Consider the following 15,500-nt stretch of genomic DNA (forward strand, 5'->3'; position numbering starts at 1 on the left):
CGTACGTTAACTAATGAAAGTTAAGCAATACCAATATACTTATGCACTTGCACCGATAAGCGCCAGTTTTTAGCCTTACATACTTCAATCGCTAAGCGCGTTGCCTTTGCCTTTTGACTAATAGGTTGTAAATAAACGAGTTCTGGCGTATGCCCTGCTTCAGCAAACAGCTCTTCTAACTCTTCAACATGGCGCATCATCGCAACTGGATGCTTAATCTCGTTAGCACGTTGCATGGCGCTTTTAAGTACCTTATATCCACCACGCATATTAATTTTTGGTGATACCGTTACCCACGTTGTTGCTGGCGCTAAAATCTCAAATGTACCGCTGGTTTCAATTTGCGTAGAAAACCCGTTTTCATGAAGTAATTCACAAAGTGGGTTTAAATCGTACATGCATGGCTCACCACCAGTGATCACAATATGCTTTGCTTGATATTGCTTGTCGCGAATTAGCGCGAGAATTTGTTCTGCGGTGCAATTAGCAAAATAATCCGAGTCAGCTTTCTTTTCAACTGTGTCAGAGAGATCAACTAAATAAGTATCGTCCGTATGCCATGTTTGCTTAGTGTCGCACCAAGCACATCCCACAGGACACCCTTGCAAGCGAATAAATATAGATGGGCAACCTGTGTAACTTGCCTCACCTTGAATGGTTTCGAATACTTCGTTAATTTTGTACAACGTACGCCTCTAATTACTGCTAGATTTGTCTTCAAGGTCACGAAGGTGTAGACTATCGCGCCCGCAAAAACCGCTATTATAGCTAAAGTGAGAGAAATATGTCGCAAAAAGTTGTTGTAATTTACTCTGGTGGAATGGATTCATATACCGTTTTAAATAAAGCCATTCGCCAAGGTTATGAAGTGTATGCACTTTCGTTTGATTACGGCCAGCGTCATGTTAAAGAATTAAAAGTTGCAGCAGACGTATGTGCGGAATTAAACATTTCTCATAAAGTTGTTGATATCTCAGCAATCAACCAATTAATTGGTGGCTCATCGCTGACTGACGATATTGACGTACCGGAAGGTCACTACGAAGAAGAAAGCATGAAATCAACTGTGGTACCAAACCGCAATATGATTTTATTATCACTTGCTGTTGGCTATGCAGTTTCACTTAAAGCCAACAAGGTATTTTACGGCGCTCACTCAGGCGACCATGCAATTTATCCAGACTGCCGCCCTGAATTCGTACAAAAAATGGATGATGTGTGCCGCATCGCTAACTACGAAGAAATTGAAATAGTTAGCCCATACTTAAATAATACTAAAATTGAGATTTTAACCGACGGTTTAAATATGGGCCTCGATTACAGTAAGACATGGACTTGCTACAACGGTCGAGAAAAAGCCTGCGGTAAATGCGGCGCTTGCCAAGAGCGTTTAGAAGCGTTTGAGCTAAACCAGGCAAGCGATCCGCTACCATATGAAGCAAATTAACTAATACCTGTTAGTTAACGTACATTAAAAGCACCAAATGGTGCTTTTTTGTTTTGCTCTGTCCATTCGCAAAACTCTTTTTTATTGCTGCTATGCACCTTAAAAACTAAAGCCATATTTGTACTCTACGCCAAAGTTACACCCTTTTGCGATAAGCCATTCTAATTTGTTTACAATCCCCTCTTTTTAAGCACCCAAATTACGAATAAACTATTGGCCTTTCCCACAACTGGATTTATTTATGCCTAAGACATTGAAAGTACCTCATACGCTGGTTTTGCTACTAGCGATGATGTTTGTCGCTTATCTTGCTACTTGGATTGTACCCCAAGGCTTTTTTGATACCGTAGAAACAGCAAATGGCCGCCAAGCCGTTGTTCCTGGCACTTATCAAGTTGCCACTGAAAGTCATTACCTTACCCCTTGGGACTTTCTAACGGCAATTCCACGGGCATTTGCCGCTGCACAGGATGTTATCTTTTTTGTGTTAATTGTGGGTGGTGTACTCGCAATTGCACGTGCTACAGGCACAGTAGATGCATTAATTGGCCGTTTATTAGAAAAACATGGCGATAAGCCGCAAAAACTCATTTTTGCCGTAGTCTTTTGTTTTGCTCTTGCCTCAAGTGCAATTGGCACAGCGGGCGAATACATTCCATTTGTACTTATTTTAGTGGCATTATGTAAAGCCATGCGCCTTGATGCGATGACGGCGGTCGGTATGATTGTTGCCGGCTATGGCATCGGTTATGGCGTATCTGCGTTTAATCCGTTTACTGTATTAATCGCCCAACAGATTGCAGAAGTTCCTGTGTATTCGGGCTTATGGCTACGTTTAGCGATTTTCGTGCCGTTCGTATTACTTGGTTTTCATCATGTTTGGTCATACACCAAACAAGTACAAGTGGATCCATCTCGCTCGTTAATGGCAGGCATTCCTTGCCCATTAGAAGGCAAAGAAACCCATGACTATCCAAAACTTAATCGTCGCCACCAATTGGTACTACTTAGCTTTATCGCAACATTAGTAATTGCCGTTTGGGGTATTGCCACAAAAGGCTGGTACTTATATGAACTTGGCGGCTTATTTGTTGCTTGGGGCCTAGTTATCACTGTATTAGGTAAACTTGATGCGAATACCGCTGCTAACAAATTTATTGAAGGTACCTCTGATTTAGTAACCACTGCAATTTTAATCGGTGTTGCACGCGGTATCGCACTCATTTTAGACGACGGTAAAATTCTGCACAGCCTAGTGTACGGTATGAGTTTACCGCTTTCTTATGTGAGCGCAGAAATATCAGCTGTTGGTATGCTTGTTATTCAAACTCTGCTAAATACCTTTATTCCATCGGGTTCAGGTCAAGCGTACGTTACTATGCCGCTAATGGCACCGCTTGGTGATTTAGTTGGTGTACCACGCCAAGTTGCAGTACTTGCGTATCAATTTGGCGATGGCTTCTCAAATATGATTATTCCAACTAATGCGGTATTAATGGGGATCATCGGTATGGCCGGTGTACCTTATGGTCAGTGGTTTAAGTTCTGCTTACCGTTATTGGTGAAACTAATGATTGCAGCCTCTGTAGTACTAATCGCTGCCACTTTCTTTGGTTATGGTTTAGATGTGCAACCACAGATTGCAGGGGTTGAGAGCCAAGTTACAGCAAATAGCTGATTCTATTACAAGCGCAAAAAAGCCACCGAATACGGTGGCTTTTTATTGACTCATATTTACAACTTTTACTAATTCGCATCAACAGCAACATTCTTTATGAGTAAGCAACCAGCTCCACGTTTAATAAAGTTTAAATTCAACGCTGTTGCGTTCTTACTCTTTAATATTATTAGTCAAATGCGCTTGCGAACATAATCAAATCGGTTACCGCAATCACTATGTCCTTGAAAATAATTAAATAATGGCTAACAAACGCTAGTAAATATGTGTATTGATAAATTTAATCCAGTACCCGTTTTATAACTGTTAGTATTTCAGCTTTAGTTGAAGGTTTTACGATATACCCAGCTAAGCCATGGCTCGCCCATTTTTTTACTATTTCTTTGTTTTTATTGCCTGATAGTGCAATTACCGGTGTTTTTTTGTTCTTGCCAACTTGTCGCATATGTTTCGTTGTTTTGAGACCATTTAAATTCGGCATAAACAAATCCATTAAAATAAGGTCATAACGATCAGTCTTTATTTTTTTTACAGCATTCAGTCCATCATCTACTTGATGAATTATAAAACCTTCTTTAGACAAAACGTCGCTAATCATTTCGCGATAAATATGGTTGTCTTCTACAACTAATATGCGCTTTTCATCTTGTTCATTAATATCAAACTGTTCCAAGGCTTGTGCTGGATTATTATTTTGCGTTACTTCCGCACTTTGTAGGTTTGCATGTGCTGACATCATTTTAGCCAACATAGTCGTTAAATTGTCTGATATCACCGATTCAAGTGAAGACAGTAATGGTTGTAAATGTTCAGTTTGGATCTTGTCTAAAAGTAGTTGCTTTAACTCTCCTTGCTCTTCTTTGCTAACTTCATTCTTTATTCGTTCTACTTCCAACTTACTCGTATCGAGTTTATCAAGAACATTTTTTTTATAACTTAGCCCTAACTCTATTAGTTCATTTAAGTCGCTATCTTGGTTTTTAACCACACTTACAAGCTCATCATAAAATGTTTGTTCAACCTCACAACGAGTGAGTCCTTCGAATACGATCAACTTTAGCCGAAAGCGCTCATAAAGCGGTTGATGAGTGAAGTAACTATTAAACAAATTCCTTAAACAGCAACCAAATGCAAGTATCGACTCTTTATTGTTACACAACAGTACGCTGTAGTGGTTTTCATTTAAAACTTGGCTTTTAATCATCAACGTGTACAAAGTGATATTTTCTTTAACCGTTGCAAGCGCGAATAGAACCACTTTTGGCTTAAGCTGATTTATCGTTTCAATGACTGCATCGTCTTTCACAATACATCGAAAGCTATCAAATTGTTCTCTTATGATTTCATTTACACCGTGAACTTCCTCTTCACAATGGGTGATCAATACAATGTCAGGATGCCGGTTTGCGAGTCTTCCTTCAGATGTCACTGTCATTTCCGTATTTCTCCAGCTAATGTTTTGAGCTCAGATTTGAGTTTTAGAATCAACTCCTTTAAAGCGGGTTTGTCTTTTTTCAAGGCGAAAGCTTCTATGGTGGCAAGATAATGACCGGTTTTTTCAGCACCAATAGCGTTTGCTGACGTTTTTAAGAAATGTGCATGTTCTTTTAGATTTTCAAATTGATTTTGATTGTATGCCCCTGCGAGTTTCTTGAAATACTCATTCGCCTGACCCAAAAAGTCTATTTGGAATTGCTTAATCTTTGCTAAGTCATTACCAATTAACTCAATCATCACAGAAGAATTTAAAGTTACTAATTCACTTTCTGGTTCATCCATACCATTTCTCCACAATCGTTTGAATGTCCTTCAATTTAACGGGTTTACTCAAAAAGTCATCCATACCAATAGACTTGCAATACGCCACATCATCATTCATTGTTGCGCCAGTCACAGCAATTATTGGCACCGCCTTTACACCTAATTGTGTTTCTTCCATACGAATCAGTTTAGTCATCTCGTATCCATCTACATCAGGCATATGACAGTCAGTTAAAATTAACTTATATCTATTTTTCTTCCAAGATTGATAACCGCGCTCACCGTTGTCTGCAATATCACACTCGAGCCCGATTGCCTGAAGTTGCTTTCGTAACAGCTTTTGATTGAATGGATTATCTTCTACAAGCAGGATATCGTGATTTACATCTGATACTAATGGCGCATCAAAAGTCTCGATTTCAAGGTCTAACTCATCGTCAATTTCGTCATCGTCTATCGATTCAAATAAAACTTGTTTTAGCGCATATGACGTCATTGGTTGAGTTGTATGTATTAATAAATGCGGGGCGGCGGCTTCAAGTGAATTTCGATTATTTTCGGATGTATATATAAAGAACCGTACGAATTTAGGCAATTGCTGTATCAGCGTACTGAAAAGCCTCGTATTGCTTACTATGAAAATTGTGTCAATGTTTGTCATAACATTTGCAAACTGAGACTGCTCTTCAATGAGTATCTGATTACATAATGTTACTGTGCTATTGAGTAATTTTTGAAAATATTGCTCTTCATACGTGCCAACCCCAATACTAACAAGCTGCATCGGCGTACATGGTTTGGTAACTTCTGTATTTGTGTCAACCCAAAACGGTATCTTTAATTTAAACTCAGACCCTAATCCAAACTCGCTTGAAACATTAATCTCTCCCCCCATTAAATCAATCAATTTGCCGCAAATTGATAACCCTAGACCTGTGCCGCCAAATTGTCGGGTTGTTGACTTTTCAGCTTGTGTAAAAGGCGTAAACAATTTATCGATCACATCGTCTTTGATTCCAATTCCTGAGTCGGTAACTGAAATAATACACTCAACTTGATATTCATTTATCGTGTTGTAACTCACATCAACGTTGATGAAGTTCTCTTTCTTTGCATTATTACCAGTAAATTTAATTGCATTGCCAACTAAATTTAAGAGGATTTGCCTTAATCGATTATCATCTCCCAAGAAATGATTTTTCGGCAGTGAAGATTCAAAAACGCTTAAACGAATATTTTTCTCTTTTGCCTTAGCGGCGAAGGTTATGATTACTTGATGAATGACCTCTGTAACATCAAACAATTCGTGATCAATCTCTAGTTTTCCAGCTTCAATTTTGTTGATATCTAAAACATCATTCAATATAGCAATTAAATTGTTTGCAGATATTGATGCTGTTTTGACAAGATCTAAACATTCATGGTTTAGTCTCGCATTTTCTAATAAATCTAACGAACCGATAATACCATTCAGTGGCGTTCTAAGTTCATGACTCATCATCGCAAGAAAATTAGATTTAATTTCGCTGGCACGCTGAGCTTTGTCTAACGCTATATTTAAGTCTTTAGTTCGGCGTTCAACCCGCTCTTCTAGATCAGCATTTAGTTGTTGTAAATCCAATTGCGCTTTATAAAATTTTGTCTGATCTATGCATACACCATCAATGCGATAGCTTTCACCATGTACATCTTTTCCAACCCGTCCTTGTGCAAATATATAAACAAGCTCTCCATTATGAAGAACGCTACGATACGTGCTAATGAATTCTTCACCTGTACGCAAACTATGCTCTAAGTCATTGACTACCTTATCTTTATCATCAGGGTGTAAACAATTAATCCACTTTTCTAGGTTACCTATATCTTCAGAATTCATTTTGAAAATATCATTAGCCTGGCTATCCCATTGCCAACGCCATACATGATTATCTAATATGCCATTCCACGTACCAATTTTGCCTGCTTCAATCGCTAATTGTTTACTTTCATTCGCCTCATTTAAGGCGATTACCATTTCTTTTTCGTACGAACTATCTACAATTGTTCCTACAATACTTCTAATTTGATCATTGTTTATATATTCCCCTTTTAATGAAAACCATTTCTCTTCACGTGTGTTAGATCTAAATTCAAACTGTAGTGGGATCTGAAAGTGCAAATGATTTTCAAAAAATAAAGGGAATAACTCTTTGTCGTCAGCGTGAACTAACTGTAGAAGGTCTTTAAGGGAGACAATCGAGTCTAAAGGGATTTCTAAAAGCCTTTTGAAGGTTTTAGTGCAGTTAAACTCTTTTGTTTCATGGTCGTAACACCATACACCAATATCAGATGAATTAAGTGCTTGCTCAACAAAATCCATATCACTGTTAGCCAGTGGGTCGCTAGAGATATCAACAAACACGAAGACATACCCATTAGGCACTTCACAGCACGTAAATTCCAATACTGTACTGCCGAAAGTAACAATACTACGATATTCTTTCGCCTCAATTTGACTAAAAAACAGCCTTAGATTCTGACCTAAAATTGAATCTTGAGATGCCGACAATAAACTCTCAACAAGCTTGTTTACCTCGGTTATTCTTAAATCAACATCAGTGCGAATGTAGTATTTATTTGAAACCATCTATTTCCCTTAGTAGTAAACAAAACGATCGGCAAATCGGGCCCTAAAGGGCCGCACATTGTTTTATTAACATATTTACTATAGCAATGATTTAAAATTATTCTTGTCGTGCAGATGTATAGATTTGATATTGGTGGCGTTTTTAGAAATGAAAAACAAAAAACCCAAGCCTTGGCTTGGGTTTTAAATATTTGGTGCGGATGGAGGGACTTGAACCCTCACGTGATTGCTCACACAGCGACCTCAACGCTGCCTGTCTACCAATTCCAGCACATCCGCGAAGATGTTATTTATTAGTTTGGAACGTCGTTGCTTTTGTCTTGTGAAGCAGGAACGTCTTTATCTTTTGGTTCAGCAACAACTGTCGTTGCAGCAGGAGCGTCTGATGATAAATCTGACCACTCGTCAGTTTGTTTAATCTGACCTGCTGTTAAGTTACCTAACACAATGCTTAAAATAAAAAACACTGTTGCTAACGTGGTTGTTGTTTTTGTCATAAAGTTACCAGCACCGCTTGAACCGAAAACGGTTCCAGACGCACCAGCACCAAATGATGAACCCATATCAGCACCTTTACCTTGCTGGATTAATACAAACCCAATTAAAGCAAGTGCGACAATAAGATAAACTACTAATAAAATTTCGTACATTGTTAGCCATTTCCTTTTGCGCTATTACAGATGGTTGCAAAGCTATTAGCTTTAAGGCTTGCTCCGCCTATTAGCCCACCATCAATATCTGGTTGCGCAAATAATTGTTCGCTATTGTTCTCGTTAACACTACCGCCGTAAAGCAGTTGTATTTTCGCAGCTAACTCGCTGTTAAGTTCAGCCAGCTTGCTACGGATAAATTTGTGCACAGCTTGTGCTTGTTCAGGCGATGCAGTTTTACCTGTGCCTATTGCCCAAACGGGCTCGTATGCTATCACACTATTAGCAAGTGCATCTACACCTAATTTGCTAATAATCGCATCAATTTGCTGCCAAACAACTTGTTCGGTCAATTCTTGTTCACGTTCTTGTTCACTTTCACCAACACATAGGATTGGTGTTAGATTATTTTCTTGTGCTTTGGCAAATTTAGCAGCAACTGTTTCGTTACTTTCGCCGTAAATAGCACGTCTTTCTGAGTGACCAACTAAAGTGTAATTTGCACCTAGTGCGTGAATCAATTGGGCGTCAACTTCGCCAGTAAATGCACCAGCATTATTTTCTGACACTGTTTGTGCGCCTGCTTTCAAACCTGCATCAAGTGCTGATTTAATTAAAGGGAATGGCGGGAAAACTAAAATATCAACGTCAGAGGTATCAATTTTCGTGATTACTTCGGCAAGTTCAGATACAAGCTCAAGTGAGCCATTCATTTTCCAGTTGCCTGCAACCATAGGTTTGCGATGTGCCATTGCTTACTCCAATTTAGAAAGCGAGCAGGATGTTATCCTGACTCGCTAAAAGTTACAAGAAGTTATTGTGCGTTTTCGAGTTGTTTGCTTATAGATTCAACAACATCAGCAATTTTCTTTGAGAAATCGAAGACTTGCTTCTCTTTTTCTGCTTCAACCATAACGCGGATCACAGGCTCTGTGCCTGACTTACGAATAAGTACACGACCTTTGTCACCCAGTTGCTGTTCTACTTCAGCAATCACAGATTTCACATCGTTGCTTGCAAGCGGCTCAGTGCCTTTTGCATAACGCACGTTAATCATATTCATTGGGTACTTTGTAAAGCCCTGACCTAAATCTTCAAGAGTTTGATTGCTCTCAACCATGGCAGCAAGCACTTGTAGGCTAGATATAATACCGTCACCCGTTGAGATGCGGTCAAGATTTAGAATGTGGCCCGAGCTTTCGCCACCAATTTTCCAGCCTTTTTGCTTTAATAGCTCTAGCACATAGCGATCGCCCACTTTTGAGCGTTCAAATTCAACGCCGAGTGACTTAAGCGCATTTTCAAGGCCCATGTTAGACATTACAGTACCAACGACACCGCCGCCAAGTTCACCTTTCTCGAACGCGTATTTCGCAATGATATAAACAATGTCATCACCGTCAAATACACGGCCTTTATGGTCAACCATCATCACGCGATCACCATCACCATCGTAGGCAATACCTACGTCTGCTTTTACTTCAAGCACTTTTTGGATCATGGTATCAACATGGGTTGCGCCGCATTTTGCGTTGATATTTAAACCATTTGGCTCACACGCTACTTTAATCACTTCAGCGCCAAGTTCACGCATAACATCGGGTGCAATGTGATACGTTGCACCATTGGCACAATCAACCACAATACGTAAACCTTCAAGCGATAAAGCGCTTGGGAACTGGCTTTTACAGTATTCGATATAACGTCCTGCCGCAGTATCAAGGCGCTTTGCTTTACCGAGCGATTCTGAAGAAACACACGTCATTTCTTCATCCATCATGGCTTCGATTTCAAGCTCTAACGCATCATCTAGCTTAGTGCCTTGTGATGAGAAAAACTTAATGCCATTGTCTTGATAAGGGTTGTGAGAGGCACTAATAACAATACCTGCTTCACCGCGGAACGTTTGTGTTAAATACGCGATTGCAGGCGTTGGCATTGGGCCTAATAAAATAACATCAATACCAGCCGCTACTAAACCGGCTTCAAGCGATGTTTCAAGAAGATAGCCCGAAATACGTGTATCTTTACCAATAATCACTTTTTTAGTGCCCGCTTTAGACAGCACTTTTCCTGCCGCCCAGCCAAGCTTTAATGCAAATTCAGGGGTGATTGGGAACTGCCCTACTTCACCACGTACACCGTCGGTGCCGAAATATTTTCTATTGCTCATTTGTAATTCCTTGTTCACAGGCCTGCCATACATTAAGTGCATCGGCGGTTTCTGTAACATCGTGTACTCGAATAATCTTAGCGCCCTTTTGCGCGGCGATAAGCGCGCCCGCAACTGAGCCAGCTAAACGCTGATCTACATCGCGCCCTAATAAATTACCAATCATCGACTTGCGCGATAAGCCCGCAAGTACTTCACACCCCATCATTTTAAACTCGTCTATGTATTTTAAAATATAGTAGTTATGTGCAAGGGTTTTACCAAAACCAAAGCCAGGATCGAGAATGATTTTATCGCGCGATATACCTGCAGCTTCGCAAGCAGCTATGCGCTCAACAAAGAACTGTTTAATATCATTTATCACATCATCGTAATGAGGATTTGATTGCATGGTACGCGGTTGCCCTTGCATATGCATTAAGCATACCGGCACGCCTAACTCAGCCGTTGTCTCCAAGGCATTGGGTTCTTGCAGTGCACGAACATCGTTAATAATATCAGCACCCGCATTCACCGCCTGACGCATTACTTCTGCTTTGCTAGTATCGATGGAAATGAGACAATCTGACTTTTTGCGGATCGCCTCTATAACTGGAATAACGCGCGCAAGCTCTTCTTCTAATGCAACATCAGGTGCACCAGGACGCGTTGATTCGCCACCAATATCAATAATGGTCGCGCCATTTCCAAGCATCTCCAGAGCAGAAATGACAGCGCTGTCGATTTGTTGATGACTGCCGCCATCAGAAAAAGAGTCTGGGGTAAGGTTAAGTATTCCCATTATATGGGTTTGGCTTAGGTCAAGTACCTTGCCGTTTGGTAAATTGATAGTAGACATAGAAATGTAGATTTAAAAAAACCCCGAATTGCTCGGGGTTTTTAGGGTTGTTAGTTTACCGATGGTTGGTCGGTGTCATCAAGTTTATTTTCAGGTTTTTTCTCTGTATCAACCTGTTTTGCTGCTTGAGGTTCTTTATCGCCAGTAGCTGTTGCGCCAGCACTTGGCTTGTCATCGTCTTTACGATCATGTGCATCACGTGGTGGGCGCACTTCGCGACGCGCCATTAGGTCATCAATTTGCGCAGCATCAATCGTTTCATACTTCATTAGCGCATCTTTCATTGCGTGAAGGATATCCATATTTTCTTTTAGAATATCTTCAGCGCGTTGATAGTTGCGATCTGAGAAGTCACGTACTTCCGCATCAATAAGCTTAGCCGTTTCACCAGACATACTCTTGTTCTGCGTTTGACTACGACCCATGAAAACTTCGCCTTGATCTTCTGAATAAAGAAGCGGACCTAGTTTTTCACTTAAACCCCATTGCGTAACCATTTTGTGTGCAATATCAGTTGCACGTTCAATATCGTTACTCGCACCTGTGGTCACTTTATCTGCGCCATAGATGAGTTCTTCAGCAATACGGCCACCGTAAAGGCTTGAAATCATCGACTCTAAATGTTGCTTAGAATGACTTACACGGTCTTGCTCTGGTAAATACATAGTTACACCAAGTGCACGACCACGCGGGATAATTGATACCTTATAAACAGGATCATGCTCAGGCACTAAACGCCCAACAATAGCGTGACCAGCTTCGTGGTATGCCGTCATTTCTTTTTCTTGCTCGCTCATAACCATTGATTTGCGCTCTGCGCCCATCATGATTTTATCTTTTGCAGCGTCAAACTCGGCCATGCTAACAACACGCTTATTACCGCGCGCAGCAAAAAGAGCAGCTTCATTCACTAAGTTAGCAAGATCAGCACCAGAGAAGCCCGGTGTACCACGTGCAATTAGTGCTGGCTCTACATTGTCTGCCAGAGGCACTTTGCGCATGTGTACTTTAAGAATTTGTTCACGACCGCGGATATCAGGTAAACCTACAACTACTTGACGGTCAAAACGACCTGGACGAAGTAACGCTGGGTCTAGTACATCTGGACGGTTAGTTGCAGCAATTACAATAATACCTTCGTTACCTTCAAAGCCATCCATTTCAACAAGCATTTGGTTAAGTGTTTGCTCACGCTCATCATGACCACCACCAAGACCTGCACCACGCTGACGACCTACCGCATCAATTTCATCGATGAAGATGATACAAGGCGCAGCTTTCTTAGCTTGTTCAAACATGTCACGCACACGCGATGCACCAACACCAACGAACATTTCTACGAAGTCAGAACCTGAAATTGTAAAGAATGGTACTTTTGCTTCACCTGCAACCGCTTTTGCAAGTAGCGTTTTACCTGTACCTGGAGGACCTACCATTAGTACGCCCTTCGGAATGCTACCACCCAACTTTTGGAATTTTGATGGGTCACGTAAGAAATCTACTAACTCAGTAACGTCTTCTTTTGCTTCATCACAACCAGCTACATCGGCAAATGTCGTTTTAACTTGGTCTTCGCTCATTAAGCGTGCTTTGCTCTTACCAAATGACATGGCACCTTTGCCGCCACCGCCTTGCATTTGACGCATGAAGAATATCCAAACACCAATAAGCAGTAACATTGGGAACCAAGAAATGAAGATTGTTGCCAGTAATGACTGCTCTTCCGGTTCTACACCTTCAACAATTGCACCGCTTTTGATCAGCTCGTCAACAATGTACTGATCGTGCATAGGGATAACAGTTTTAAACTGTTCACCATTTAATTTTGTGCCATATACGATGCCTGCTGTGCGATCAAACTTCGCTTCGCGCACTTGCTGTGCACGGGCATCCTTTACAAACTGCGAATATGCGAGCTGGCGGTTAGCGCCTTCGCCTGGATTGAAACTCTGGAATACCGACATTAAAACTACGGCGATTACCAACCAGAGAATTAAATTTTTAGCCATATCACTCAAGGCATTAACCTCTTGTCTTATCTAACATTGAAAAAAATCTTTAACTTTAAATACTGTACTACAGTTTGTAACCTGTCGCTACTATATAAACTTCACGAGAGCGCGCACGCGACGAATCTGGTTTGCGAATTTTAACGGTCTTAAAACTATTACGTAGGTCTTTAACAAATTGATCAAATCCCTCTCCTTGGAACACTTTGACAGCAAAATTGCCGTTTGGTTTTAGTACTTGATGGCACATATCAAATGCAAGTTCGACCAAGTACATGCTACCTGCCTGATCTGTCACGTTATTTCCGCTCATATTAGGCGCCATATCCGACATCACAAGATCAACGTTCTTACCATCAATTCGTGATAACAGTGCATCCAGTACCGCTTCTTCACGAAAGTCACCTTGTAAAAATTCAACGCCAGGTAGGGGATCCATAGGTAAAATGTCACAAGATATTACTGTGCCGTTATCACCAACCTTATCAGCCGCATATTGCGACCAACCACCTGGTGCGGCACCTAAATCCACCACAGTGAGTCCCGGGCGAATTAATTTATCTTTTTTGTCGAGCTCTTCAATTTTGAAGTAAGCGCGCGAGCGATACCCGAGTTTACGGGCTTCATTGGCATATACATCATCAAAATGCTCCTTTAACCAGCGTTTTGAACTTGCCGAATGCTTTTTATTAGCCATTAAATTCTACTCTAGAATTAGTAATATTGGATATATGGCGGTAGAATACCCTTAATTCAAGATTATTTCTGCGAAATTTACTAAATATGAAGTTATCAAACAAACAAAAGCAGTTTTTAAAAGGCGAAGCACACGCGTTAAATCCAGTTGTTCTTTTAGGTGCAAATGGTTTAACAGAAGGTGTGTTACTCGAAATTGAAAACGCACTTGGCATTCACGAACTAATTAAAGTGAAAGTACCAACTAGTGACCGTGAAACTAAAGCGCTTATTTTTGAAGCCATTGTGCGCGAAACGGGTGCTATCAAGCTTCAAACAATTGGTCATATTATTGTGCTTTATAAACAAAGCGAAGATAAGAAAATCCAATTGCCAAAGGGTTAACGGAAAACATATTTTAACCTGTAAAAAAACGCGCTTTAAGCGCGTTTTTTATTGTATTGCTTTAACGTTAAATCAAGAAAATCCGTAGTCAGCTCGTTCAAAATACCGGCTTCGGCATTTATCATCAAACTAAAGCCTAACTCTAACCTTGGAATAACCAACACGTCAGCACGATAGCCTTGCACCCAGCCACTGTGATAATAAATTTTCTCGCCTTTGTAGTCATAAATGCGCCAGCCCAGTCCGTAATGAGCTTGATTTAGATTTTTACGCCAAACTCGACGCCTTAACTCTTTTTTTGTTTTAATTTGTGGTGTACTTTGTAGCGCCAGTGATTCTTTTGATAACACACTTGGGTATTGGCCAAGCTGCGCTTTGAGCCACTGCACCATATCATCTGCACTGGCATTAACGCCCGCTGCAGGACCAACTTTATAGTAATTTGGTTTTATTTTTGTGGTGTACCAACGCTTACGTGCTCTCACGTGCGGATGAGCGTAATTGTCATCTTGCATCATGGCTTGTATACCAAGACTCGCATTTTTCATGTTTAACGGTTTAAACATGAATTCATTAACCCAAGTGCTGTAATCTATCTGCGTGGATTTTTCGATTACATCACCAATCAGGCTAAACATCACATTCTGATAACCATAACAACGCCCCGGAGAACAAATCGGTTCTACTTCTGCAAGCTTGTTTTTAATTTTGTTATAAGGCATGCGTGATTCAATAAGATTGTCGTACGCATTGGGTACAAGGCCACTGCTATGACTTAATAAATGCGACACCCGCAGCTTTTTATCACGACTGTGGAAATGAAAATCCGGCAGATATTTAGTCACCGTATCGTCAAGCTTTAACTGCCCTTCACTGGCGAGCTTTGCAGCCAAAGATCCCGCAAATGTTTTTGATACCGACGCTAAACGAAAGCGTGTACTGGTGGTAATAGGTTTACCGCTAATACGTTTGGTTTTGCCATAGCCGTAGGCAAACTCCCCCGCATCTACTTTTACAACTGACAGTGCAGCACCTGGGATCCCTTTTTTTCTTAATTTAGATACCATGGTGTTCTTGTAACCTTTAACAAAACGGTCAAAATCAACCTGTTCGCTTGCGTTATCAAGACTATCCGCAACTGAAAAACAACTAAAACTCAAAAATGTTGAGAAAAACAAAAACCGCATATATATCGCTATTCTCGGAATAAATACGCACATAGTTTAACAAGCCAATAA

At 40.6% G+C, this 15,500-nt stretch carries 14 protein-coding genes and 1 tRNA gene; 3 read left to right on the top strand and 12 right to left on the bottom strand.

Annotated features, from left to right (window positions below; translation table 11 throughout):
- Positions 1-20: 20 nt before the first annotated feature.
- A complete protein-coding gene (gene queE / locus ACHSBP_RS06555) occupies positions 21-686 on the bottom strand; it encodes a 7-carboxy-7-deazaguanine synthase QueE (protein ID WP_105170624.1) in 666 nt (221 codons plus the stop codon).
- A gap of 98 nt (positions 687-784) precedes the next feature.
- Between queE and queC the strand changes: the two genes are divergently transcribed.
- Together queC and ACHSBP_RS06565 are read left to right on the top strand one after the other, a co-directional pair.
- A complete protein-coding gene (gene queC, locus ACHSBP_RS06560; protein WP_010560474.1) occupies positions 785-1,447 on the top strand; it encodes a 7-cyano-7-deazaguanine synthase QueC in 663 nt (220 codons plus the stop codon).
- 241 nt (positions 1,448-1,688) lie between these two features.
- Positions 1,689-3,125 carry a YfcC family protein gene (locus ACHSBP_RS06565; RefSeq protein WP_010560475.1) on the top strand — a complete coding sequence of 479 codons (1,437 nt, stop codon included), beginning with the start codon at positions 1,689-1,691 and terminating at the stop codon, positions 3,123-3,125.
- Between the two features lie 280 nt (positions 3,126-3,405).
- On the opposite strand, the gene ACHSBP_RS06570 is transcribed toward ACHSBP_RS06565, so the two are convergent.
- The 10 genes from ACHSBP_RS06570 to rlmE all read right to left on the bottom strand — a co-directional run bounded on the left by ACHSBP_RS06570 (position 3,406) and on the right by rlmE (position 13,879).
- Positions 3,406-4,560 (bottom strand): response regulator, encoded by a 1,155-nt coding sequence (locus ACHSBP_RS06570; RefSeq protein ID WP_395388401.1) that lies wholly within the window; start codon positions 4,558-4,560, stop codon positions 3,406-3,408.
- Complete coding sequence (locus ACHSBP_RS06575; RefSeq protein WP_010560477.1) at positions 4,557-4,904, bottom strand: Hpt domain-containing protein; 348 nt, start codon at positions 4,902-4,904, stop codon at positions 4,557-4,559. Before ACHSBP_RS06575 ends, ACHSBP_RS06570 begins: the two co-directional genes overlap by 4 nt.
- Positions 4,897-7,512, bottom strand: a complete 2,616-nt coding sequence (locus ACHSBP_RS06580) for an ATP-binding protein (RefSeq protein WP_395388402.1) — start codon at positions 7,510-7,512, stop codon at positions 4,897-4,899. Before ACHSBP_RS06580 ends, ACHSBP_RS06575 begins: the two co-directional genes overlap by 8 nt.
- Before the next feature lie 192 nt (positions 7,513-7,704).
- A tRNA-Leu gene (locus ACHSBP_RS06585) sits at positions 7,705-7,791 on the bottom strand.
- 14 nt (positions 7,792-7,805) lie between these two features.
- Entirely contained in the window at positions 7,806-8,162 is a 357-nt protein-coding gene (gene secG, locus ACHSBP_RS06590; RefSeq protein WP_010560479.1) for a preprotein translocase subunit SecG, read from the bottom strand.
- A gap of 2 nt (positions 8,163-8,164) precedes the next feature.
- Positions 8,165-8,914, bottom strand: a complete 750-nt coding sequence (gene tpiA, locus ACHSBP_RS06595; RefSeq protein WP_010560480.1) for a triose-phosphate isomerase — start codon at positions 8,912-8,914, stop codon at positions 8,165-8,167.
- A 62-nt stretch (positions 8,915-8,976) separates the two neighbouring features.
- Positions 8,977-10,335, bottom strand: coding sequence for a phosphoglucosamine mutase (glmM, locus tag ACHSBP_RS06600; RefSeq protein WP_010560481.1), 1,359 nt, complete (start codon positions 10,333-10,335; stop codon positions 8,977-8,979).
- Complete coding sequence (gene folP / locus ACHSBP_RS06605) at positions 10,325-11,173, bottom strand: dihydropteroate synthase (protein WP_395388403.1); 849 nt, start codon at positions 11,171-11,173, stop codon at positions 10,325-10,327. Before folP ends, glmM begins: the two co-directional genes overlap by 11 nt.
- 50 nt (positions 11,174-11,223) lie before the next feature.
- Positions 11,224-13,182 carry an ATP-dependent zinc metalloprotease FtsH gene (ftsH, locus tag ACHSBP_RS06610; RefSeq protein WP_395388404.1) on the bottom strand — a complete coding sequence of 653 codons (1,959 nt, stop codon included), beginning with the start codon at positions 13,180-13,182 and terminating at the stop codon, positions 11,224-11,226.
- A gap of 67 nt (positions 13,183-13,249) precedes the next feature.
- Positions 13,250-13,879 (bottom strand): 23S rRNA (uridine(2552)-2'-O)-methyltransferase RlmE, encoded by a 630-nt coding sequence (gene rlmE, locus ACHSBP_RS06615; protein ID WP_010560484.1) that lies wholly within the window; start codon positions 13,877-13,879, stop codon positions 13,250-13,252.
- Positions 13,880-13,965: 86 nt separating this feature from the next.
- On the opposite strand from rlmE, the gene yhbY reads away from it, so the two are divergent.
- Positions 13,966-14,262 carry a ribosome assembly RNA-binding protein YhbY gene (gene yhbY / locus ACHSBP_RS06620; RefSeq protein ID WP_010560485.1) on the top strand — a complete coding sequence of 99 codons (297 nt, stop codon included), beginning with the start codon at positions 13,966-13,968 and terminating at the stop codon, positions 14,260-14,262.
- 35 nt (positions 14,263-14,297) lie between these two features.
- On the opposite strand, the gene ACHSBP_RS06625 is transcribed toward yhbY, so the two are convergent.
- The gene (locus ACHSBP_RS06625) at positions 14,298-15,449 is read right to left on the bottom strand and encodes a serine hydrolase (protein ID WP_010560486.1); all 1,152 of its coding nucleotides are present in this window, start codon (positions 15,447-15,449) and stop codon (positions 14,298-14,300) included.
- Between the last annotated feature and the right edge of the window lie 51 nt (positions 15,450-15,500).

This window comes from Pseudoalteromonas sp. XMcav1-K (assembly GCF_044005875.1).
Taxonomy (GTDB): domain Bacteria; phylum Pseudomonadota; class Gammaproteobacteria; order Enterobacterales; family Alteromonadaceae; genus Pseudoalteromonas; species Pseudoalteromonas spongiae.

What these genes read in the sequence shown, in the direction of transcription:
- rlmE (WP_010560484.1), bottom strand. Translation starts at nt 13,879, where the DNA reads ATGGCTAATAAAAAGCATTCGGCAAGTTCAAAACGCTGGTTAAAGGAG.
- ACHSBP_RS06570 (WP_395388401.1), bottom strand. Translation starts at nt 4,560, where the DNA reads ATGACAGTGACATCTGAAGGAAGACTCGCAAACCGGCATCCTGACATT.
- ACHSBP_RS06625 (WP_010560486.1), bottom strand. Translation starts at nt 15,449, where the DNA reads ATGCGGTTTTTGTTTTTCTCAACATTTTTGAGTTTTAGTTGTTTTTCA.
- queC (WP_010560474.1), top strand. Translation starts at nt 785, where the DNA reads ATGTCGCAAAAAGTTGTTGTAATTTACTCTGGTGGAATGGATTCATAT.
- ACHSBP_RS06565 (WP_010560475.1), top strand. Translation starts at nt 1,689, where the DNA reads ATGCCTAAGACATTGAAAGTACCTCATACGCTGGTTTTGCTACTAGCG.
- glmM (WP_010560481.1), bottom strand. Translation starts at nt 10,335, where the DNA reads ATGAGCAATAGAAAATATTTCGGCACCGACGGTGTACGTGGTGAAGTA.
- ACHSBP_RS06575 (WP_010560477.1), bottom strand. Translation starts at nt 4,904, where the DNA reads ATGGATGAACCAGAAAGTGAATTAGTAACTTTAAATTCTTCTGTGATG.
- secG (WP_010560479.1), bottom strand. Translation starts at nt 8,162, where the DNA reads ATGTACGAAATTTTATTAGTAGTTTATCTTATTGTCGCACTTGCTTTA.
- tpiA (WP_010560480.1), bottom strand. Translation starts at nt 8,914, where the DNA reads ATGGCACATCGCAAACCTATGGTTGCAGGCAACTGGAAAATGAATGGC.
- yhbY (WP_010560485.1), top strand. Translation starts at nt 13,966, where the DNA reads ATGAAGTTATCAAACAAACAAAAGCAGTTTTTAAAAGGCGAAGCACAC.
- ftsH (WP_395388404.1), bottom strand. Translation starts at nt 13,182, where the DNA reads ATGGCTAAAAATTTAATTCTCTGGTTGGTAATCGCCGTAGTTTTAATG.
- ACHSBP_RS06580 (WP_395388402.1), bottom strand. Translation starts at nt 7,512, where the DNA reads ATGGTTTCAAATAAATACTACATTCGCACTGATGTTGATTTAAGAATA.
- folP (WP_395388403.1), bottom strand. Translation starts at nt 11,173, where the DNA reads ATGTCTACTATCAATTTACCAAACGGCAAGGTACTTGACCTAAGCCAA.